At 66.1% G+C, this 19,394-nt stretch carries 21 protein-coding genes and 2 tRNA genes; 11 read left to right on the top strand and 12 right to left on the bottom strand.

Annotated elements, in window-relative coordinates:
• Positions 1-94 precede the first annotated feature (94 nt).
• From BM197_RS05215 to BM197_RS05205, 3 genes are all read left to right on the top strand, one after another.
• On the top strand, positions 95-1,111 hold the full coding sequence (locus tag BM197_RS05215) for a mechanosensitive ion channel family protein (protein WP_090709458.1): 1,017 nt from the start codon (positions 95-97) through the stop codon (positions 1,109-1,111).
• Positions 1,108-1,500, top strand: coding sequence for a globin (locus tag BM197_RS05210; RefSeq protein ID WP_090709456.1), 393 nt, complete (start codon positions 1,108-1,110; stop codon positions 1,498-1,500). The genes BM197_RS05215 and BM197_RS05210 overlap by 4 nt, the downstream gene beginning before the upstream one ends.
• A 315-nt stretch (positions 1,501-1,815) precedes the next feature.
• Positions 1,816-3,978 (top strand): elongation factor G-like protein EF-G2, encoded by a 2,163-nt coding sequence (locus BM197_RS05205; protein ID WP_090709454.1) that lies wholly within the window; start codon positions 1,816-1,818, stop codon positions 3,976-3,978.
• Positions 3,979-3,981: 3 nt separating this feature from the next.
• Here the strand turns inward: BM197_RS05205 and BM197_RS05200 are convergent, their stop codons facing one another.
• The gene (locus tag BM197_RS05200) at positions 3,982-4,638 is read right to left on the bottom strand and encodes a DUF8185 domain-containing protein (RefSeq protein ID WP_090709452.1); all 657 of its coding nucleotides are present in this window, start codon (positions 4,636-4,638) and stop codon (positions 3,982-3,984) included.
• 63 nt (positions 4,639-4,701) lie between these two features.
• Here BM197_RS05200 and BM197_RS05195 point away from each other — a divergent pair, with 63 nt between their 5' ends.
• Positions 4,702-5,592 carry an acyl-CoA thioesterase gene (locus BM197_RS05195; protein WP_090709450.1) on the top strand — a complete coding sequence of 297 codons (891 nt, stop codon included), beginning with the start codon at positions 4,702-4,704 and terminating at the stop codon, positions 5,590-5,592.
• On the opposite strand, the gene BM197_RS05190 is transcribed toward BM197_RS05195, so the two are convergent.
• The 4 genes from BM197_RS05190 to BM197_RS05175 all read right to left on the bottom strand — a co-directional run bounded on the left by BM197_RS05190 (position 5,589) and on the right by BM197_RS05175 (position 8,939).
• Positions 5,589-6,062, bottom strand: a complete 474-nt coding sequence (locus tag BM197_RS05190) for an acyl-CoA thioesterase (protein WP_090709447.1) — start codon at positions 6,060-6,062, stop codon at positions 5,589-5,591. The genes BM197_RS05195 and BM197_RS05190 overlap by 4 nt on opposite strands.
• The gene (gene ettA, locus BM197_RS05185) at positions 6,062-7,744 is read right to left on the bottom strand and encodes an energy-dependent translational throttle protein EttA (RefSeq protein ID WP_090709446.1); all 1,683 of its coding nucleotides are present in this window, start codon (positions 7,742-7,744) and stop codon (positions 6,062-6,064) included. The genes BM197_RS05190 and ettA overlap by 1 nt, the downstream gene beginning before the upstream one ends.
• A 4-nt stretch (positions 7,745-7,748) precedes the next feature.
• On the bottom strand, positions 7,749-8,228 hold the full coding sequence (locus BM197_RS05180; protein ID WP_090709444.1) for a DUF6993 domain-containing protein: 480 nt from the start codon (positions 8,226-8,228) through the stop codon (positions 7,749-7,751).
• Positions 8,229-8,390: 162 nt separating this feature from the next.
• A complete protein-coding gene (locus BM197_RS05175) occupies positions 8,391-8,939 on the bottom strand; it encodes a single-stranded DNA-binding protein (protein ID WP_177216728.1) in 549 nt (182 codons plus the stop codon).
• A 228-nt stretch (positions 8,940-9,167) separates the two neighbouring features.
• Here BM197_RS05175 and BM197_RS05170 point away from each other — a divergent pair, with 228 nt between their 5' ends.
• From BM197_RS05170 to BM197_RS05160, 3 genes are all read left to right on the top strand, one after another.
• Entirely contained in the window at positions 9,168-10,175 is a 1,008-nt protein-coding gene (locus BM197_RS05170; RefSeq protein ID WP_090709440.1) for an aldo/keto reductase, read from the top strand.
• Positions 10,176-10,498: 323 nt separating this feature from the next.
• A complete protein-coding gene (locus tag BM197_RS05165) occupies positions 10,499-10,789 on the top strand; it encodes a hypothetical protein (protein ID WP_090709438.1) in 291 nt (96 codons plus the stop codon).
• An 82-nt stretch (positions 10,790-10,871) separates the two neighbouring features.
• A complete protein-coding gene (locus BM197_RS05160) occupies positions 10,872-11,582 on the top strand; it encodes a hypothetical protein (RefSeq protein ID WP_090709436.1) in 711 nt (236 codons plus the stop codon).
• 74 nt (positions 11,583-11,656) lie between these two features.
• Here the strand turns inward: BM197_RS05160 and nadE are convergent, their stop codons facing one another.
• The 3 genes from nadE to BM197_RS05145 form a co-directional block, all read right to left on the bottom strand.
• Positions 11,657-12,481, bottom strand: a complete 825-nt coding sequence (nadE, locus tag BM197_RS05155; RefSeq protein ID WP_090709434.1) for an ammonia-dependent NAD(+) synthetase — start codon at positions 12,479-12,481, stop codon at positions 11,657-11,659.
• 55 nt (positions 12,482-12,536) lie between these two features.
• Entirely contained in the window at positions 12,537-13,052 is a 516-nt protein-coding gene (locus tag BM197_RS05150; RefSeq protein ID WP_090709432.1) for a DUF427 domain-containing protein, read from the bottom strand.
• Positions 13,053-13,175: 123 nt separating this feature from the next.
• Positions 13,176-13,248: transfer RNA gene (locus tag BM197_RS05145), tRNA-Arg, on the bottom strand.
• A 105-nt stretch (positions 13,249-13,353) separates the two neighbouring features.
• Between BM197_RS05145 and orn the strand changes: the two genes are divergently transcribed.
• The 4 genes from orn (at position 13,354) to BM197_RS05125 (ending at position 15,861) form a co-directional block, all read left to right on the top strand.
• The gene (gene orn, locus BM197_RS05140; RefSeq protein ID WP_090709430.1) at positions 13,354-13,974 is read left to right on the top strand and encodes an oligoribonuclease; all 621 of its coding nucleotides are present in this window, start codon (positions 13,354-13,356) and stop codon (positions 13,972-13,974) included.
• A 49-nt stretch (positions 13,975-14,023) separates the two neighbouring features.
• Positions 14,024-14,099 (top strand) — tRNA-His (locus BM197_RS05135).
• A gap of 120 nt (positions 14,100-14,219) precedes the next feature.
• Positions 14,220-14,570: a metallopeptidase family protein gene (locus BM197_RS05130; RefSeq protein ID WP_090709429.1), complete on the top strand. Its 351-nt coding sequence runs from the start codon at positions 14,220-14,222 to the stop codon at positions 14,568-14,570.
• 58 nt (positions 14,571-14,628) lie between these two features.
• Positions 14,629-15,861, top strand: coding sequence for a D-alanyl-D-alanine carboxypeptidase family protein (locus BM197_RS05125; protein ID WP_090709427.1), 1,233 nt, complete (start codon positions 14,629-14,631; stop codon positions 15,859-15,861).
• Between the two features lie 15 nt (positions 15,862-15,876).
• On the opposite strand, the gene BM197_RS05120 is transcribed toward BM197_RS05125, so the two are convergent.
• From BM197_RS05120 to BM197_RS05105, 4 genes are read right to left on the bottom strand one after another with little or no spacing between them, the layout of a single operon-like run.
• Entirely contained in the window at positions 15,877-16,455 is a 579-nt protein-coding gene (locus BM197_RS05120) for a nucleoside/nucleotide kinase family protein (protein ID WP_245762397.1), read from the bottom strand.
• The gene (locus tag BM197_RS05115) at positions 16,442-17,230 is read right to left on the bottom strand and encodes an energy-coupling factor transporter transmembrane component T family protein (RefSeq protein WP_090709423.1); all 789 of its coding nucleotides are present in this window, start codon (positions 17,228-17,230) and stop codon (positions 16,442-16,444) included. Before BM197_RS05115 ends, BM197_RS05120 begins: the two co-directional genes overlap by 14 nt.
• Positions 17,227-18,729: an ABC transporter ATP-binding protein gene (locus BM197_RS05110; RefSeq protein WP_090709421.1), complete on the bottom strand. Its 1,503-nt coding sequence runs from the start codon at positions 18,727-18,729 to the stop codon at positions 17,227-17,229. The genes BM197_RS05115 and BM197_RS05110 overlap by 4 nt, the downstream gene beginning before the upstream one ends.
• A complete protein-coding gene (locus BM197_RS05105; protein ID WP_245762396.1) occupies positions 18,726-19,376 on the bottom strand; it encodes an ECF transporter S component in 651 nt (216 codons plus the stop codon). The genes BM197_RS05110 and BM197_RS05105 overlap by 4 nt, the downstream gene beginning before the upstream one ends.
• Positions 19,377-19,394: the final 18 nt, after the last annotated feature.

Genomic DNA, 19,394 nt, shown 5'->3' with positions numbered 1-19,394 from the left:
GGGTTCCGGCCCGTCCGAACCCGGTAAACCGGGCAACTCGCGTTAACCAGCGCCTCCAGCATCCGTTCAGAGGCCACCCGGTAGACTTGAAGCAATGAATATGACTGACTTCTGGGCGAGCGTCGACGCGTTCTTCCTCACCCCGCTCGGCCGCCTCGTCGCCATCGCGAGCATCATCGTCGGCGCGTTGGTCGCGGCCTGGCTCCTCCACTTCGTCATCCGGCGGATCGTCAACCAGATCGTCTCCGGAGTGAAGAAAAACCAGGGCGCCGAAGACACCCAGGCCCTCAACGTCTCGCCCCTTGCCGCCGTGCGGCTTGTTCAGCGCACCCGCACGCTCGGCACAGTGCTTGGCAACATTGTCAACGTCACCGTGGTCATCATCACGATCGTGCTCATTGTCAACCAGATCGACCAGAACATCATCGGGTCGCTCGCGCTCCTCACCGCCGCGCTCGGTGCCGGCCTTGGTTTCGGTGCCCAGAACATCGTCAAGGACGTACTGAACGGCCTGTTCATGGTGATGGAGGACCAGCTCGGTGTCGGCGACGTCGTCGACCTCGGCCCGGCCACCGGTGTCGTCGAACGCGTCGGCATCCGGATCACCCAGGTCCGTGACGTCAACGGAACCCTCTGGTTCGTGCGGAACGGCGAGATCCTCCGTGTCGGCAACATGTCGCAGGGCTGGGCGCGGGTCATCATCGACCTGGCCGTCCCGTATGACGCCGACGTCGAGGCCGTGCAGGACCGGATGATGGAAGCCGCGTCATCGCTGGCCCAGGATCCGAAGTGGCGCAGCAGAATTCTTGAGCGCCCTGAGCTGTGGGGCATCGAGTCCATCTCTGAGGAAGCTCTCGTCATTCGTCTCGTCGTGAAGACCCGTCCGCCGGCCAAGGACGATGTCGCCCGCGAACTTCGCGCCAGGCTCAAGGCCGCCACCGACGCCATGGGCATTCAGCTTCCTTCGCTGAAGAGCGTCGTCCTCGAGGGCTTCGACGGTGCTTCTTCCGTCACCGGCGCTCGCCCGCCGCGGACGAAAGCGCTCTCGGTCGTCAACGAAGCACCGCACGTCGGGCGGAAGTCGCCGAGAAAGGCACCACGGAAGTCATGAGCAATCTTCTCTCCAGCTCGTTCTACGCCGAAGTCGGCGGCCGCCCCACCTTCGAAAAGCTCTGCGTAGAGTTCTACAAGGGCGTCGCCGACGACCCGGTACTCAAGCCGATGTACCCGGAAGAGGACCTCGGTCCGGCAGCCGAACGACTCACGATGTTCCTTGAGCAGTACTGGGGCGGGCCATCGACGTACAGCGAGCAGCGTGGTCACCCCCGGCTGCGGATGCGGCACATGCCGTTCAAGGTCAACCCGGACGCCCGTGACCGCTGGCTCCTCCACATGCGCGCCGCGGTCGACACCCTCGGGCTGTCGCCCCTGCACGAGGCGACGCTCTGGGATTACCTCGAGCGCGCCGCGCAGGCGATGGTCAACACCTTCGACGAATAACCCCCACGGGTGACCCGGGCAGGTAACCCGACAGCGGACCCGGATCTCCTCCGATGAGCAAGCCGGCCACCACAGCTGGTTCGTCCTGACCCAACGAATCATCGAGAAGAGTTCGCGCTCTCCGGCAGTGAACAGAACCCGGACCTCACCGGCAAGGCGGTTGCCTTTTGACGGGTCGCACGGTCGGCCGGTCGATCGCCGCCCAGCTGCGCTGACCCCTGTCGTCATCTCGGTCGAAGCCCTTGCCGTCGGGCGGCTCCAGGGTGTCGAATCGTGTCATATCGTGCGAGCGACCGGTGAAGTAGGGAGTTTTTCATGTCGGCTAAGGGTACGAATGGCTCTGTGAAGGCTCCGGGGCGGAGCACCACTGAGCGTGCGGACGCCTCGCCCGGCGTGTGGGCCGGACGCCCGGAGAACATCCGCAACGTCGCGCTGGTCGGCCGGTCGGGGTCTGGCAAGACGATGCTCACCGAGGCCTTGCTTGCCGCGACCGGCGTCCTCACGCGCATCGGCTCGATCGTCGACGGCACGACGGTGAGCGACTCCGACCCGTCAGAGATCCACCAGCAACGGTCCGTCGCCCTGTCCGTGCTGCCGATCGCCGTTGATGACATCAAAGTGAACCTGCTCGACACACCGGGCTACCCGGACTTCGTCGGTGACCTGCGCGCCGGTCTGCGAGCAGCGGATGCCGCCCTCTTCGTCGTGTCTGCGGTCGACGGTGTCGACGCTGCCACGACCGCCCTGTGGTCCGAATGCGACCGGGTCGGGATGCCGCGTGCCGTCGTGATCAGCCGGATCGATCATCCGCGAGCCAACTACGACGCCGTCCTGGCGGCCTGCCAGCAGGCATTCGGCAACTCGGTGCTGCCCCTCTACCTACCCGTCCGAACGTCGGGGGCGATCAGCGGCCTGCGCGGGTTGCTGTCGGGCACGGTGTCCGACTACGGCACAGGCAGGACCCCGGTCTACCGGCCAGCCACCGCCGACGAACTCGCCGACGCCGAAGCCTCCCGCGGCACACTGATCGAAGGCATCATCGCCGAGAGCGAGGACGAGACGCTCATGGACCGCTACCTCAGCGGCGAGGAGATCGAGCTCGGCACCCTGATCGCTGACCTGGAAACCGCGGTGGCGGGCGGGTCGTTCTTTCCGGTGCTGCCGACATCCGCCGAAACCGGCGTCGGCACCGCTGAGCTGCTCGAGCTGATGACCGGGGCGTTCCCGTCTCCTCTGGAGCGGCCGGTCCCGCCAGTGACCGACCTCGGTGGCAGATCGGTAGGTCGGCTGAGCTGCGACCCGGCGGGGCCTCTTGTCGGCGAGGTAGTCCGAACGACCATCGACTCGTTCCTCGGCAGGGTCTGCCTGGTGCGGATCTTCTCGGGCACGTTGCGCGAGAACTCGAACATCCATGTCGCCGGGCACGGGCTCGCCGACCGGGGCCACCAGGACCACGACAGCGACGAACGGGTCACGCACCTGCAGTCTCCGCTCGGTTCCACCCTGCGTCCGGTGCCGTCCTGCATCGCCGGGGACATCTGCGCGCTCACCAAACTGAGCAGCGTCGAGACCGGTGACACCATCTCCGACAAGGAACAGCCGCTGCTCGTGCAGGAATGGGACATGCCGGAGCCGTTGATGCCCGTGGCCGTGCAGGGGGCATCCCGAGCCGACGACGACACGCTGGCTCGAAGCATGGGGAAGGTTGCGGCCGTCGACCCGACGCTCCGCGTCGAACGTAACCCGGAAACCCACCAGCTCATCCTCTGGTGCATGGGTGAAGCCCACGCCGAGGTCGTCCTCGACCGCCTCCGCAGCCAGGGCGTGAAACTGCAGACCATGGACGTCATCACCCCACTGCGCGAGACCTTCGCCGCGCCGGCATCCGCCCGCGGTCGCTACGTGAAGCAGTCAGGCGGACACGGCCAGTACGCCATCTGCGAGATCGAGGTCGAACCGCTCGAACGCGGCGCCGGATTCGAATTCGTCAACAACGTGGTCGGTGGCGTGGTCCCGGGCCACTACATCGGGTCGGTGGAGAAGGGCGTCCGGGAGCAGATGCAGAAAGGGGTGTCGGCCGGTTTTCCTGTGGTCGATATCCGGGTGAGGCTTGTCGGCGGGAAGGCGCACAGCGTCGATTCGTCGGATGCCGCGTTCCAGGCGGCTGGGGCGCTCGCGCTGCGTGAGGCGGCATCCGCGTCGCGCATCCAGCTGCTCGAACCGGTCTCCGCCGTCACGATCAGCGTGCCGGACACCCATGTCGGCGCGGTCATGACCGATCTGTCGTCTCGGCGCGGCCACATGACCGGGACCTCTTCGGCTGGCGGCGACCTCACCGAAATCAGTGCCGAGATCCCGGATGCCGAACTGCTGCGTTACGCGATCGAGTTGCGTGCGCTGACCGCAGGCACCGGTGTCTTCCGCCGCACCTACCTGCGCCACGAACCTGTGCCGTCAAAGGCGCCCGTGAACGCCTGAGTGTCAGGCGGCGCGACCGGTCCGGACGAGAACGTGCCCGCGCACGGGGCTGGCACGGAGCCACTGCCCCGAACTGTAGAGCGGGACCTCCTCCTCGCCGACGAGAAAACCGAGGCTCGCGGCAGCGAACGCGATCCCGGACGGCACCTCCGGGTACCCGTCGAGGGGGCGGGACCAGACCTCGGAGCGAACCCGCTGCACGCGGAGGTCACCGGTGTTCTCCGGGACCGCACGGGCAACCTCTCCCGCACCGTCGCGGGCCGTCAGTTCGAGCGCAACGGAACTGACCGACCCGGTCCGCTCCCAGCCGCCGCGGGGTGGGGCGATGCCGGACCAACTGGTTCGGACGTCGCTGTCGGGCAGTGGAACCGCCGGCGAATCGACGGATGCGTCGAGCGCGGCCAGCCGGTCAGAGATCGCGGCAGGCGGCACGACGCGGTCGAAACCGGCACCGGAGGTCTCTGCGAACGTCCGCAGGCCCAGGATCGTCGGGCTGGAATCGAGGAGACCACGCGGGTACAGGACGGCGGAATAGACGGCGAGCACTCCCCCGCCCGCGACCAACCGCACCGCGGTATCGTCGACAACCCGAACCCGTGCGAGGTAGGTCCGAAGATCGGCGGCGGCGTGGGCATCCTGAAGCAAAAATGTGTTCGTCATCTGCTGTCTAAACTACCTAACAGGGCCGATTCGCCCGACCGCCCCGCCATCGATCGGAGAACCATGACCGACCCCCTCGATTCGCTGCTTCACGCCCTCGACCTGTCTGACACAGGTGCGAGGACGAGTGAGGACATCTTCACGGGGCCATCGCAGTGGATGCCGGGGGGCCGGGTTTACGGCGGTCAAGTGCTCGCCCAGTCGGTGACGGCGGCGTCGAGGACGACCGAGGAGCACCGGGTCATCCACTCGATGCACGGCTATTTCCTGCGCCCGGGCGACGTCAACCAGCCGATCACTTTCAGCGTTGACCGGATCCACGATGGTCGCTCGTTCTCCACTCGGAGGACGCAGGCCTACCAGAACGGACTCCCGATCCTGTCGATGATCGCGTCGTTCCAGGACCCCGACGAGGGTCTCGACCACCACGCCCCGATGCCGGAGGGCTACCCGGAGCCTGAAGACCTGCCGACCACAGCGGACGTCCTCGGCCACATCGACCACCCTGTTGCGCAGGCCTGGGCCGACGACCGGCCGTTCGACATCCGTCATGTTCCCTCACCGATCTACCTGTCGGTGGAGGGCGAGCGTACGGCGACCAACGCGGTCTGGATCAAAGCGATCGGTGATCTTCCCGACAACGACGGTCTTCACCGCGCCGCCCTGGCGTACGCGAGCGACTATTCGATGCTCGAATCGATTCTTCGCCGCCACGGGCTCCCGTGGATGACCCGCGACCTCAAGGTGGCGAGCCTCGACCACGCAATGTGGTGGCACCGTCCGGTCCGGGTCGATGAGTGGCTGCTCTACGTGCAGGAATCGCCGAGCGCATCCGGCGGGCGCGGGCTCGCCCAGGGCCGGTTCTACTCACGGGACGGCCAGCTGGTCGCGAGCGTCGCCCAGGAGGGAATGGTGCGGGTTCCGCCTGCGCTGTCCGAAGGCGGAGTCGGCTAACGCCGTTTGGTGAACGCGACCGGGTCTTCGAGGTACCGGGTCCAGGCCGTGCGCTCCTCGTCGGTGATCCGGCGGGGGCGTGACGTTTTCGCGTCGACGAGCACGATGGTGCTGGACGCTCGCGCGTACAGCGGCTGGTCGGGCCCGGACGGTCCGTACACCTCGTAGCCCACTTCGAGGCTCGCACCGCCGAGGTTCCCGATCCACACCTGCACATCGAGGGGCTGGCGCTGGTACGGAATCGGCATCACGTACTCGACCTCGTGACGAGCGATGAGCGTGATGGTGTCCGAGCCCGCTTCCGCCTCGATCAGGGCCATGCCCGAATCGATGTCACCGCCTTCGCTGTCGTCACGCCAGAACACGCGCACGCGCGCCTCCTCGAGGAGGCGCATGAGCTCGACGTTGTTGACGTGGTTATAGGCGTCGAGGTCGCCCCAACGAAGATGGATCGGGACGTGGACCCGCATCAGTCGCGCGTGAGCTTGCGGTACGCGGAACGGTGAGGCTTCGCGGCATCCGGGCCGAGGCGTTCGATCTTGTTCTGCTCGTACGACTCAAAGTTGCCTTCAAACCAGTACCAGTTGGCGGGATCGTCCTGGGTGCCCTCGTAGGCGAGGATGTGGGTGGCCGTGCGGTCGAGGAACCACCGGTCGTGAGTGATGACCACGGCACAACCGGGGAACTCGAGGAGCGCGTTCTCGAGGCTTCCGAGCGTTTCGACGTCGAGGTCGTTGGTCGGCTCGTCGAGGAGCAGAAGGTTTCCACCCTGCTTGAGCGTGAGTGCCAGGTTGAGGCGGTTCCGCTCACCACCGGAGAGAACACCAGCCTTCTTCTGCTGGTCGGGTCCTTTGAATCCGAACTGCGAAACATAGGCCCGCGACGGGATCTCGGTCTTTCCGACCTGGATGTAGTCCTGGCCGTCTGAGACGACTTCCCACAGGTTCTTGTTCGGGTCGATTCCCCCACGGCTCTGGTCGACGTAGGAGATGTCGACGGTTTCACCGATCTTGAGGTCACCGGCGTCAAGCGGCTCGAGGCCGACGATGGTCTTGAACAGGGTCGTCTTTCCGACGCCGTTCGGGCCGATGATTCCGACGATGCCGTTGCGGGGCAGGGTGAAGCTGAGGTCCTCGATGAGGATGCGTTCGCCGAAGCCCTTCTGCAGCTTATTGGCGTCGATGACCTGGGCGCCGAGACGCGGGCCGACGGGAATGACGATTTCTTCGAAGTCGAGTTTGCGGGTGCGCTCGGCTTCGGTCACCATCTCCTCGTAGCGGGCGAGACGGGCCTTCGACTTGGCCTGGCGGCCCTTGGCGTTGGAGCGGACCCACTCGAGTTCTTCGGCGAGGCGCTTGGAGAGCTTCTGGTCCTTCTTGCCCTGGATCTGCAGTCGCTCCTGCTTCTTCTCGAGGTAGGTCGAGTAGTTGCCCTCGTAGGGGTACAGGTGACCGCGGTCTACTTCAGCGATCCACTCGGCGACATGGTCGAGAAAGTACCGGTCGTGGGTGACGGCGAGGACGGCGCCGGGGTACTTGGCGAGGTGCTGCTCAAGCCAGAGGACGCTCTCGGCGTCGAGGTGGTTAGTGGGCTCGTCGAGGAGCAGCAGGTCCGGCTTCTGCAGCAGGAGCTTGCACAACGCGACGCGGCGCTTCTCACCACCGGAGAGGTTCGAAACGGGCAGGTCGCCCGGCGGGGTTCGGAGTGCGTCCATGGCCTGCTCGAGCTGCGAGTCGAGGTCCCACGCGTCGGCGTGGTCGATCTCTTCCTGGAGCGTGCCCATCTCAGCGAGGAGCGCGTCGAAGTCTGCGTCTGGCTCGGCCATCGCCGCGGAGATCTCGTTGAACCGGTCAACCTTGGCCTTGATCGGACCGACGCCCTCCTGAACGTTCTCGAGTACCGTCTTGCTCTCGTCGAGTTCCGGTTCCTGCATCAGGATGCCGACGGTGTAGCCGGGGGTCAGTTTGGCTTCACCGTTGCTCGGGGTGTCCAGTCCGGCCATGATCTTCAGGATGGTGGACTTTCCGGCGCCGTTGGGCCCAACAACGCCGATCTTGGCACCGGGGAAGAACGACATCGTGACGTCGTCGAGGATGATCTTGTCTCCGACCGCCTTGCGGGCGCGCACCATGGAGTAAATATATTCAGCCATATTGCTACCAGTCTATCGGCCGTGTACTGCCGATGAGACATCGACCGGACCCGAGCACAGGGGCGAGTGTGGAGTGGTAGCCGCCGACCGCCGAGCCGTTCTGGCCGATCAGGCAGGACTCACCCCAGCGAACGGAGAATTGGATCGAATCAGCGGCGTTGCCGATCGTCGTCTCGTCGGCGGTGAGCTCCATCGTCGCCTTGTCGAAACCGGCCTCGGCGAGGCCGTCGATGAAGGCGCGGCCGTTTGCGTCGGCATCCGTCGCGAGGGTGACCGTGTTGACGGTGTCGAAGACCGCCATGGCCTCCTCAGCCGACGCGTTCGGGTCGAACGTCGGTGCCGACGTCGGAGCCGTGGTGGCCGATGAGGAGGAGCCCGGCCGCACGGGATCCGATTCCGCCGGAGCGGTGCATCCGGTGAGCACAACAGCCAGCCCCACGGCCGCGGGAAAGAGGCGGATGGCCGTGCCTGTGGTGCTGCGCATGCCTGTGACCTTCCGCCTGGTTTCGGCGCAGGTTCCGCGCCTCCTTCATCGTAGGCGGGCACGGCATCGTAGGCGGGCACGGCATCGTTGGCGGGCACGGCACCGCAGACGGGCACGGCACCGTAGACGGGCACGGCCCCGTAAGCAGGCAGCGCACCCGGGTCAGAACGGGACATCGATCGTCTCGGCGGAGGCGCCCACGAGGTCGTCCGTCTGCCGCCCCGGGACCGTGACGCCCCACGCTTCCTGGCCGCCCTGTGAAGACGTCGTCGGTAGGTCCGGAACGGGTGTGCCGCCATCCGTCGACGGCGACACGGTCGCGGGCTGGATGTCGGGCGGCGGTGCTGGGTCGCGCTGTGTGGTCCGCTCGAACCGGGCTGTGCCCCACATGAGGTCATGCCCGATGCTGTCCGCCTCGACGTCGACCGAGAGCCCGTTCTTCTCGCCGGCCTCCCAACGCCGAACCTTCAGCCTCCCCGTGACGAGCACACGGTCACCCTTGTGCACGGATGCCGCGGCGTTCACCGCGAGCGCCCGGAACGCGCTCACCGTGTACCAGTTCGTGTCTCCGGCGACCCATTGGGAGGTGCGGCGATCGAAGTACCGCTGGTTCGACGCCAACCGGAAACTGATGAATGGGACCTTGTCGTCCTGGTTCACCACGGAAGGAACAGTTGCGACGAGCCCCGTCAGGGTGATGGTGTCGGTCATTGGATGCTCCGTCCTCGACAACGCACGCCCGGGATCTCCGGCGTGGATGTGGTTCCCGGGCCGACCCTCGTGCCGGATCGCCGGCTCGGGAACCACATGTCGAGTGTGCTCGAGGGGCGTGCCCGGGAACGGCGTTGCGCGGGATCCGTGGAGAAGCGGCGCACATGCATCCGTCGTGGAGGACGCCTGAGCAGGCAGCCGAGCGGCCGAACTCACTAGCATTGCGTCATGAGCTACGTTGCCGCCGAAAACCGTTATGACTCGATGCAGTACGCCAGGACGGGGAGGAGCGGTCTGCTCCTTCCCCGAGTGAGCCTCGGCTTCTGGCACAACTTCGGCGATGCCCGCGCGTGGGAGACCCAGCGCGCCATCGTCCGACGGGCCTTCGACCTCGGGATCACCCACTTCGACCTGGCAAACAACTACGGTCCGCCTCCCGGCTCAGCCGAGCAGAATTTCGGCCGCATCCTCGCCACCGACCTGGCACCACACCGCGACGAGATCATCGTGTCGACCAAAGCCGGCTACAACATGGCGCCGGGCCCGTACGGCGAGTGGGGTTCCCGCAAGACGCTGCTGTCCTCGCTCGACCAGAGCCTCGGGCGGCTCGGTCTCGACTACGTCGACATCTTCTACTCCCACCGCCCCGACCCGGACACCCCGATCGAAGAGACGATGGGAGCACTCGCCACAGCGGTGAACTCAGGGCGTGCACTGTACGCCGGAATCTCCAACTACTCCCCCGAGCAGACCAGGAAGGCTGCGGCAGCGCTGGCTGAACACCGGATCCCGTTGCTCATCCACCAGCCCAGCTACTCGATGTTCAACCGCCACGTCGAGAACGGACTGCTCGACGTCCTCGACGAGGTCGGTGCGGGGGCGATCGTGTTCTCCCCGCTCGCCCAGGGGCTGCTCACCGACCGTTACCTCGGCGGAGACGTCCCGGCAGATTCCCGCGCAGCAACCAGCCGCTTCCTGTCGCCAGAGAACCTGAACGAAACTTACCTCGAGCGCGCCAGGGCGCTGGACGGCATCGCGCGGGACCGGGGCCAGACCCTCGCCCAGCTTGCCCTCACCTGGGTGTTGCGGCATCCGCAGGTCACGTCGGCGCTCATCGGCGCGAGTTCAGTGAAGCAGCTGGAGCAGAACGTCGGCGCGCTCGAAGCGCCGCCACTGACCGACGCGGAACTGCAGGCCATCGAGCCGTTTGCCGTCGACGGCACAGGCCTGAACTAGGTTCGCAGCCGTTCCAGTGCCGCCAGGTCCCCGAATAGCTTTCTATTCGGGGACTTTGCGTTACCGGAGGATTGGTGAGCGGCCACTCTGGGACGATATTCAGCTTCTGCGCACGGCCGCGGTGGTCACAACTCAGCCTGAACGGCGGCGATGCCGAGGGTCGGCGGCGTAGTTCCGGACCGGGACCCCGCGGCACGCCGACAGCCCGCACGGATTGGCGGAGTTATGTGCGCCCACTCCGGGTGACCGAGTGGATGTCGGTGGTGGTGTTTAGCGTGGGAACACGAGATCAATCCGGGGCCGGCCGCAGGCAAGGAGGAAGAATGACACTCACGACGCTGACACATCCGACCGTCGCAGCCCCCTTCGACGCGACGGCGAACGGCCCAGACGTGGCCCGCCACCGAACCGGGCTCAACCTCGTCCGCGTGAAGGAAGACCTCTGGCGTGCGACCGTGGCAGACGGCCGCATTCTCGGTCACATCGAGCGCCGGAACGACGCCGACGGCACGATGTTCATCGCCAAACGCCTTGCACCTCAGTCCGCACGGTTCCACACGCTTGGCGAGTTCTGGCGAATCGACGACGCGATGGACTGCCTCCACTCACTGTGACCGTTCCAACGTCGCAGCCGACAATTCGCGACACGGCCCGAATGCCGCGGGTCTGGGCGGGTTGCGCGGTAACGTTCGGCACATGGAATGGTGGAATGAATTCGTAGCCTGGCTGACCGCACCCGACACCCGACCTGTGCTGTTCATGGCCGCGGTCGTCGCTCTCGCAATACTCGTCTCGGCGCTTCTCGCCGCGGCCGTCACGAAAGCCGCTGTGCGACGTCTGGTCGACCAGCGTGACCGTGACCTCAAGGCATCCGCTATCGCAGCCCTGATCGACGCATCGACCGAGGCTGCTTCGTGGAACTCGCTGAGCCCACAGGAACAGCTCATCGCCGACCGTGCGGCCGGACAGGCTGACATCCAGCTCCGACTTCTGCCGGTCAAGGGCGCTGCGGTTGCCGCAAACTGGGCCGCGCACCAGCTGGCCGAGATGAAGCGCGATTCCGCAACGTTCGGTTTCGAGCTCGCCGCCGTCCGGGCCGAGTTCCGCGACCGCCTTCTCGAATGGCAGGCCCGCCCCTCACGCACCCGTCGCGTCTTCGAAAGCGACCTCGAGCGCTGGAAGTTTGAAGCCACCGCATCCGAGAAGACGCTTGCGGCCGAGCAGGACGCGTGGACCGCTCGTGAAAAGCGGGAGAAGTTCACACCGACTGATTCCGGCGAGCCGACGGTAACGCCGGCAACCTACCCGAGCGCAGACACCACCACACAGAAACTGATGGACGACGTCGCCGCGATGGACGTCAAGCGCGCGGCTGCCGACCCCGAGGCTGAGAAGAAACTCGCCTGACAGGTTCCCGGACGACAGAGGCGGTACCGCATGATTGCGGGACCGCCTCTGTCGTTAAGCGCGAAGGCCCTGACTCAGGAACGCCACCAGGTGTCGACAGGGGTGACCGGTGTGGCGCGCTTGTGCCGGGTGGCGAGGAAGCGGGCCTCGATGGAGGCGGCGATCTCGTCCGGAACCGTCTTGCCCTCGAGGTAGTCGTCGATGTCTTCGTACTCCAGCCCCAGGTCCGCTTCGTCGGTCTGTCCGGGCTTGCGGTCCAGAAGGTCTGCCGTCGGCGGTTTCTGGTGCAACCGGTCCGGTGCCCCGAGGTATACGAGGAGGTCTCGACCCTGCCGCTTCGACAGGCCGCTCAGCGGCAGCAGGTCGGCACCTCCGTCGCCGAACTTCGTGTAGAAGCCCGTAACGGCTTCCGCGGCATGGTCGGTTCCGACGACGAGGCATCCTTCTTCGCCTGCGATCGCATACTGCGCGATCATCCGTGTACGAGCTTTGACGTTGCCCTTGTGGAAGTCGGTGAGTGGCTTGCCGGCGACGGCCTCGTATTCATCCTCGACGGCATCCACGGCGCTGCGCACGTTGAACGTGATGGTGCGGGCCGGGCGAATGAACTCCAGCGCCAGCTGGGCGTCGTCTTCATCGTGCTGGACGGCATACGGCAACCTCACGGCGATGAAAGTCGCAGGGGTCCCGTCGGCGGACATCTTCTCGACCGCCAACTGGCACAGCCGGCCGGCGAGGCTCGAATCCTGCCCGCCGCTGATGCCAAGGACAAGACCCTTGGCGGATGTCGCCCGCAGGTAGTCGATCAGGAAGTCGACTCTCCTGCTCACTTCGGTGGCTGGGTCGATGGTGGGCTTGACATCCAGCTCTGCAATGATCTGTGCCTGTAGCGCTCGCATTCTGTTAACGTACCGCCGTCGGGTTACGGGCATGTATCCAGACGCCGCCCGGCGGCTACCAGCCCGTCGTCCCCGGCGTCCCCTTGAACGGTCCGACGATCCGCGAGGTCACCCAACCGCCGTAAAAGCCGCCTTCCTGGGGCCGAACGATCTCGCCGTCGACTTCGCACGAGTCCATCAGGCCCGGGTAGACGGCCACCAGGCCGACGAGTTGTTCGAAAGCCCGCCTCGGTGCCGGGTAGTGCCAGGCGCCGCGGTGGACCGTGGCATCCCCCGCCGATAGGTCGAAATACTCCGCTTTGCCTTTGAACTCGCACCACGTCGACCCACCAGTGGGCGTTAGCACTCCGTCGGCGAAGGCATCTTTCGGCAGGTAGTAGACGGGCGGATGACTCGTCTCGAGGACCCTCAGCGCACGCATCGTTTCTGCGATCACGCGGCCACCGAGACGGATCGCCACATGTTCCGAACTTGCCTCAACGCGTGGTGGCCGCGGGTAGTCCCACACGGACTCCTGCCCACGACCCGCGGGCAGTGGAACGGGCCGGCGTAAACGCAGCGATGGGTTCATTGGACGATCGTGACCGAGGCTGCTGGAGATCCGCCGAAAGTGGTTCGTCTGACGCACATGTCGATTAGCATCCCGAAAACCCTGCATCTGCGTCAGACGAACGGGACGAAGCGTTTTTGAAAGTGCCCCCGGCAGGATTCGAACCTGCGACCAAGAGATTAGAAGGCTCCTGCTCTATCCCCTGAGCTACGGAGGCGGGCAGAACCCAGAATACCGCAGCGACCAGTGCCGTTGCCGCAGCGTCACCCGGCCAACCCCGGTGTCGGCGGGGAAGGTCGCAGGTCGCAAGTAGCATTAGGGCATGAGTAATGTGAGCGACCGCCTGGTATGGATCGACTGCGAAATGACCGGGCTCGACCTCGCTGTCGATGAACTGGTGGAGATCGCGGTGGTGATCACCGATTTCGACCTCAAACCGATCGACGACGGAATCAGCATCGTCATCAAGCCCGACGCCTCCGCGCTTGAGAACATGGGCGAGTTCGTGACGAACATGCACCGGTCATCCGGGCTCCTGGAGGAGATCCCCCACGGCGTCAGCCTCGCGGATGCCGAATTCCAGGCCCTCGAGTACATCCTCAGTCATGTCCCCGACGAGCAGAAGGCTCCACTTGCCGGCAACTCGATCGGCACCGACCGCGCATTCCTCGCGAAATTCATGCCTCGCCTCGACTCGCACCTGCACTACCGCAACGTCGACGTGTCCTCCATCAAGGAACTGGCCCGTCGCTGGTACCCACGGATCTACTTCAACGCGCCCGCGAAGGACGGCGGCCACCGCGCCCTCGCCGACATCCTTGAATCGATCCGCGAACTCGCGTATTACCGCGAGGCAGCCTTCGTTCCTCTGCCAGGGCCGACATCGGACGAAGCCAAATCCGTCGCAGCGACCGTAGTGAACAACTACACCCGAATTGTGTAATAGACTTCCATAGTTGCAATCGAACGGTCCCGGCCGTGAGTTGCGCATGGTGGGTATAGCTCAGTTGGTAGAGCGCCTGGTTGTGGTCCAGGAGGTCGCGGGTTCAAGCCCCGTTACTCACCCCAAGTAGCAAGCGCCTGGTTGTGGTTCAGCACCAAAGCGAGGTCGCGGGTTCAAGCCCCGTTACTCACCCCAAGTAGCAAGCGCCAGGCGCAATGCGGTAGCAGCCCAGAACGGTGACGCACATGGTCGACATGGATGCAGACACCTTCGAAGCCCTCGTCGGCGACGTGTTCGACAGCCTCCCCGACGACATGGTCAACGGTCTCGACAACGTGGCCATCGTGATCGAAGATCGCCCGGAGGACGGCTCCCTCAACCTGCTCGGCCTGTACCACGGCGTCTCTCTCGACCACCGAGGCCAGTACGGCTTCGGTGAACTCCCCGACATGATCAGCATCTACCGGGAGCCACTGCTGCACATCGTCACTGATGCCACTGAGCTCCGTGAGCAGGTGCGCATCACCCTCGTGCACGAAATCGCTCACTTCTACGGAATCGACGACGACGAATTGCACGCCCTCGGGTGGGGCTGACGGGCGATTCTTCCTCGCCGGGTTAGCCTGAGGCCGTGACAGTTTCAAGGTTTCTCCCGTGGGCGTAGCACGCGGAATCGGCATCCTCGCGGGCACCGTGGTGATCCTCGGGGCAGGGCTCTACGGGCCGGCGACGCTTCTCGGCCCGCTGCCGGCAGCATCCGTCTCCCGGATCGCACTCGACGACCCCGAACCCGCCACCCCGCCGGTCCTCCCGGCATCAGGGGCCAGCGCCATCACGCTCAACGCGATCGACGCGCCGTTCGCCGCAGCCGGGAACACTGAGCCCATGCCGATGGCAAGCATCACCAAAGCGATCACCGCACTGGTGGTCCTCGATCGGCACCCGCTCAACGAGAACGAGCCGGGGCCGACCGTTCCGATCACGAGCGACGACTACCTGTCCTACATCGACTACCGTGATTCGGGCACCCGCACCGTCACGGTGTACACCGCCGATGCCTGGACCGAGCGCGACATGCTCCAGGCCATGCTGCTCTCCTCGAGCAACAACCACGCCGACACTCTCGCGCGGTGGGCGTTCGGATCCGTCGATGAATACGTCGTCGCCGCGAATTCCTGGCTCGCCGAGAACGACCTCGCCGACACCGTCGTCGTCGACGCAACCGGGCTGAGCGACCGGAGCGTCGGCACGGCAGCCGACCTGGCCCGCTTGTCAGCGCTGGCCCTTGAGACCCCGGCGATCGCTTCGCTCCTGTCAGAGCCGGTGACTGGCCTGCCCAGCCGCCGCGGCGTGGACAACACCACGACATATATGCCTGAGAACGGTGTCATCGGCATTTCCCGCAGCTACACGGATGCCGCCGGCATCTGCCTCCAGTTCGGACTCGACGTGAAGGTCGAGGGCGTCGAAGGACCGCTCAGGGTATACGGCGCGTTTCTCGGCCAGCCGGACTGGGACACCCTCGACGCCGGAATGCTGGCGCTCGTGGAGAGCGCCAAAGCAGGAGTCTCAGCCCGGCCTGCGATTGCGGAAGGCACCCCGGTGGTGACACTCACCACAGCATGGGGCGACACAGCACGCGGCGTCGCCGGACTGTCACCGGACACACTCCGGTGGATACGAACGACACCGTCGATCACCGTGGACACCGACCCGGTGACGACGGCAGGGGCGGGAGCCACGATCGGCAGCATCCTCGTGGATGACGGCTCCGGCACCGAGCGCACCGTTCCGCTCAAAATCGATTCCGCGGTTTACGACCCGGACTTTTTCTGGCGGCTGGGTCACCCGGCCATCGTCATCGACGCATGGATCGACTCGTTCTGAGCCGACACGGTCGTGTCACGGCATGCGGAGAACCAGGTCAGCCGCGTCGACCGGCGCCTCCTGCGCAAGGAACACGCCGAACTGGTGTTGCCAGCCGTCCCAGTGGGCGTCGAAGCCGCCCTGGTCCCGCGCGAGCGCCCGCTGCTTGCGCACCTCGTCGTCGGCGTCGAGCCAGATCCGAATCGTCGCCAGTGAGGCGTTGCGGCGCGACAGCGCACCGCATCCCTCGAGAATCAGCGAATGGTCGCCAGGCACCCTGTGCCACTCCGCGGATTGCCCCGTTCCCCAGTCGTGCCGCCGCCAGCGGGCCTCGACGCCGCGACGCCGAGGCTCAAGCAGGCTGTCATGCACGTGCCCGCTCGCGGCGGAGAGCCCGCCCCAGCCTGGATAGATGTCGTCCATCCGCACGAGGCCGACCGCTCCCGCCCACGCGGAGGCCAGTGCGTCTGCGAGGGTCGACTTGCCGGCTCCACTCGGACCGTCGAGCAGAACCGTCTCAACGGGCAGGGAGCGGAGCGCAAGAATCCGGGTCACCGCCTCGTCGACGCTCACGACGACCGGTGCCCCCACCCGTGCAGAGTCACGACCGGTCAAGGATGAAGCTCCAGGTTCCTGCATACACCGCCGCGGCAACAGACACTCCGGCGATGCCGATTCCGATTCCGATGAGCACCACCTCAGCGACGCCGAAGCGGGACGGCCGCGCCCAGGTCCTCGCGATGTCGGATCCGAATCCCTTCGCCTCCATCGCCGTCGCGAGTTTGCTGCCTCGCCGGATGGCAAGGACGAGCAGGGCGAACGCCTGCGTACCGAGGCGCACGAGCGCATGGGAGTCGCCGACACCCCGCGCACGGCGGGCCTGGCCGAGAGCACGCCAGTCGTCGAGAAACAGTCCGATCATCCGCACCCCCGCCAGGCCGCCGAGAACGAATCGAGCGGGCAACCGCAACACTTGCGCGAGGCCGTCGGCGAGGTCTGTGGGATCGGTGGTGGCAAACAGAACGATGCTCGGCAGCCCGATCGCCAGAACCCTGAGCGTGATCGACAGGCCGAGGGTGAGCGAGCCTTCCGTGACCGAGATCAGTCCCCATTCGAACAAGACCGCGCCGCTGTCCTCGCCGTACAGCACCGTCGTCAGCCCGGCGAACGGCGCCGCGAGCCACAGAGGCGCCGTGCGCATCCAGAACTGGCGTGCATCGAGTCCTGACCAGAAAAGGAGGATGCCGACGAGCAGCAGCGCGACGGATGCCGACACGACGTCGATCGAGAGGAGAAGCGTGACGCTGAGGAAGACAGCAACAGCGAGCTTCGCGACCGGGTTGACGCGCGCGATAGCGGAATCCTGAATCTCGGGCAGGAGTGCGCTCATGCCCGTACCTCGGTGGCCGAGCCGAGGACGAGCTCGTGGTCAGCGAACGCGGCGACAAGCGCGAGGTCATGCGTCACGGTGACGACAGAGCTGCCGCCGTCGACCAGTTCACCGAGCAGCGAGACGAGCTCGCCCCAGGTCACCGCATCCTGCCCGAAGGTGGGCTCGTCGAGCAGCAGAACCTGCGGCCGCGTTGCCAGCACGGTCGCAACGGAAAGCCGGCGTTTCTCGCCTCCGGAGAGGGTGAACGGGTTCGCGTCGGCGAGATGCCCCAACCGCAACCGCTGGAGCAGGTCATCGACGCGCGAGGAGATCTCGTCCTGGCCCAGCTTCAGCGCCGTCGGACCGATAGCGAGCTCACGGTGCACGCTCTGCGCAAGGAACTGGTGCTCCGGTTCCTGGAAGACGGTGCCGAGCCGGGTGAGGAGCGAACGCGACTTCCACCGGATCGGTGCGGGAGGCAAGCCACGGGCCAGGGTGGGCGTGGCACGCAGAACTCCTCCGGCCGGCTCCAGCAGCCCGGCAAGGGTCAGGGCCAGGGTGGACTTGCCGGTTCCGTTCGCTCCCGTCACCGCCGTGCCGGTGCCCTCGGCAAGGGTGAGATCGAGACCGGATGCCGCGACAGAAGGCACCTTCGAGCCGAACGGCGTCCTGCCGACCGAGAGGTCGGCGGCCTGCAGCAGGTCGAGCCCCGGTGATACCCGGTGTGGGCGAGGTGCCACCCGCGGCGGGATGCCTGGGACCCACACTCCGGCGGCGGCGAGGCGTGGTCCCTCCCGTTCGAGGACGGCATCGGGATGCCCATCTGCGAGGATCCCGCCTGCGGGGTTCAGCACGATCACGCGATCGACGACATCCCGCCAGACGGCGACCCGGTGTTCGACGACGACCAGTGTTGCGGCGGTATCGGCGACAACGCGGTCGACGACGTCTCGGATCTCCCGCACGCCTGCCGGGTCGAGGTTCGCCGTGGGTTCGTCAAGGAGCAGAAGGCCCGGCCGCATCGCGAGGACGCCGGCCAGCGCGAGGCGCTGTTTCTGCCCACCGGAGAGGTTCGATGACGAGGAACTGAGCGGGAGGTCAAGTCCGACCGCGTCGAGCGCCCAGCGAACCCGCTTCCAGATTTCGTCCCGCGGAACCCCGAGGTTCTCCGCGGAGAACGCGACGTCATCCCCGATCCGTGCCAGAACGATCTGTGAGTCTGGGTCCTGGAGGACGAGTCCAGCCCGGCCCCGGGCATCCGCAGGTCGTCGCCCGTCGAGCAGTATGGACCCGAACTCGTCGCCTTCCTCTTCGCCGCCGAGCACCCCGGCCATCGCCTGAAGCAACGTCGATTTGCCCGCACCTGAGGCTCCAAGGAGCAGCACCCGCTCCCCTGCTTCGATGTCGAGGTCGAGCGCAGAAACGGCCGGGGTACCGCGGCCGGCGTGCCGCCAGCCCCAATCCCTGGCGCGAATCTGCGCGCCAGGGACGGGACGGGCCGAGAAGGCAGCGGTCATTGACCGCTGGTGCCCGTGACGGTTCTGGCTTGCCTTCCGGAGGCGAAACGGCTGAGCGCCCCCGTCGCTGCGAGACCCCGGACCGCGAACCAGGAGAGAAGCCCGGCGATGAGCACGCCTGAGACGATCGCACTCACCACGTAGGTGGTTTTCGCCGCAACATCGAGCGCCGCGTAGCTGGTGAAGGTGGTGTCCAGCAGCCCGACGGCGAGGCCGGTGGTAGCACCCGCGAGCAGGGCGACCCCGATCCGCCAGTTCGCGTAGAAGAATGCAGCGAACACGATCTCCGCCCCGATGCCCTGGACAAGTCCCCAAATGAGGGTTTCGAAGCCCCAGACGGTTCCGATCAAGGCAGAGACGGCTGCAGCCACGAGCTCGGTATAGAGCGCAGCGCCGGGCTTTCGGATGACGAGGCCTCCGAGCACCCCGGCGAAGAGCCAGCCGCCGGCAAGCAGGCCGCCGAGGCCGGGAGTGAACGCCAGTGCCGCGCTGAGCGGTCCCCAGGCCAGACCCCAGGCCCAGAAGATCACACCAGCTGCGACGCCGAGAACGCTGGCGACGACGATGTCGACGACCCGCCAGCGAAGATTCCGTTTCGGCCTGATTTCACCGGAGAGTGACGGAGTTGCCTGAATAGTTGAATGCACGATACGCGCCCTTCTGTG

The organism is Mycetocola miduiensis, assembly GCF_900115155.1.
Taxonomy (GTDB): Bacteria; Actinomycetota; Actinomycetes; order Actinomycetales; family Microbacteriaceae; genus Mycetocola_A; species Mycetocola_A miduiensis.
The sequence above is the reverse complement of the archived record's forward strand: the minus strand, read 5'-3'. Positions and strand labels throughout refer to the sequence as shown.

Coding starts and splice junctions, on each gene's coding strand:
- BM197_RS05115 (WP_090709423.1), bottom strand. CDS start 17,230: ATGAGCGCACTCCTGCCCGAGATTCAGGATTCCGCTATCGCGCGCGTC.
- BM197_RS05165 (WP_090709438.1), top strand. CDS start 10,499: ATGACACTCACGACGCTGACACATCCGACCGTCGCAGCCCCCTTCGAC.
- BM197_RS05175 (WP_177216728.1), bottom strand. CDS start 8,939: ATGACCGACACCATCACCCTGACGGGGCTCGTCGCAACTGTTCCTTCC.
- BM197_RS05205 (WP_090709454.1), top strand. CDS start 1,816: ATGTCGGCTAAGGGTACGAATGGCTCTGTGAAGGCTCCGGGGCGGAGC.
- BM197_RS05195 (WP_090709450.1), top strand. CDS start 4,702: ATGACCGACCCCCTCGATTCGCTGCTTCACGCCCTCGACCTGTCTGAC.
- orn (WP_090709430.1), top strand. CDS start 13,354: ATGAGTAATGTGAGCGACCGCCTGGTATGGATCGACTGCGAAATGACC.
- BM197_RS05180 (WP_090709444.1), bottom strand. CDS start 8,228: ATGCGCAGCACCACAGGCACGGCCATCCGCCTCTTTCCCGCGGCCGTG.
- BM197_RS05150 (WP_090709432.1), bottom strand. CDS start 13,052: ATGAACCCATCGCTGCGTTTACGCCGGCCCGTTCCACTGCCCGCGGGT.
- BM197_RS05215 (WP_090709458.1), top strand. CDS start 95: ATGAATATGACTGACTTCTGGGCGAGCGTCGACGCGTTCTTCCTCACC.
- ettA (WP_090709446.1), bottom strand. CDS start 7,744: ATGGCTGAATATATTTACTCCATGGTGCGCGCCCGCAAGGCGGTCGGA.
- BM197_RS05200 (WP_090709452.1), bottom strand. CDS start 4,638: ATGACGAACACATTTTTGCTTCAGGATGCCCACGCCGCCGCCGATCTT.
- nadE (WP_090709434.1), bottom strand. CDS start 12,481: ATGCGAGCGCTACAGGCACAGATCATTGCAGAGCTGGATGTCAAGCCC.
- BM197_RS05110 (WP_090709421.1), bottom strand. CDS start 18,729: ATGACCGCTGCCTTCTCGGCCCGTCCCGTCCCTGGCGCGCAGATTCGC.
- BM197_RS05160 (WP_090709436.1), top strand. CDS start 10,872: ATGGAATGGTGGAATGAATTCGTAGCCTGGCTGACCGCACCCGACACC.
- BM197_RS05210 (WP_090709456.1), top strand. CDS start 1,108: ATGAGCAATCTTCTCTCCAGCTCGTTCTACGCCGAAGTCGGCGGCCGC.
- BM197_RS05190 (WP_090709447.1), bottom strand. CDS start 6,062: ATGCGGGTCCACGTCCCGATCCATCTTCGTTGGGGCGACCTCGACGCC.
- BM197_RS05130 (WP_090709429.1), top strand. CDS start 14,220: ATGGTCGACATGGATGCAGACACCTTCGAAGCCCTCGTCGGCGACGTG.
- BM197_RS05170 (WP_090709440.1), top strand. CDS start 9,168: ATGAGCTACGTTGCCGCCGAAAACCGTTATGACTCGATGCAGTACGCC.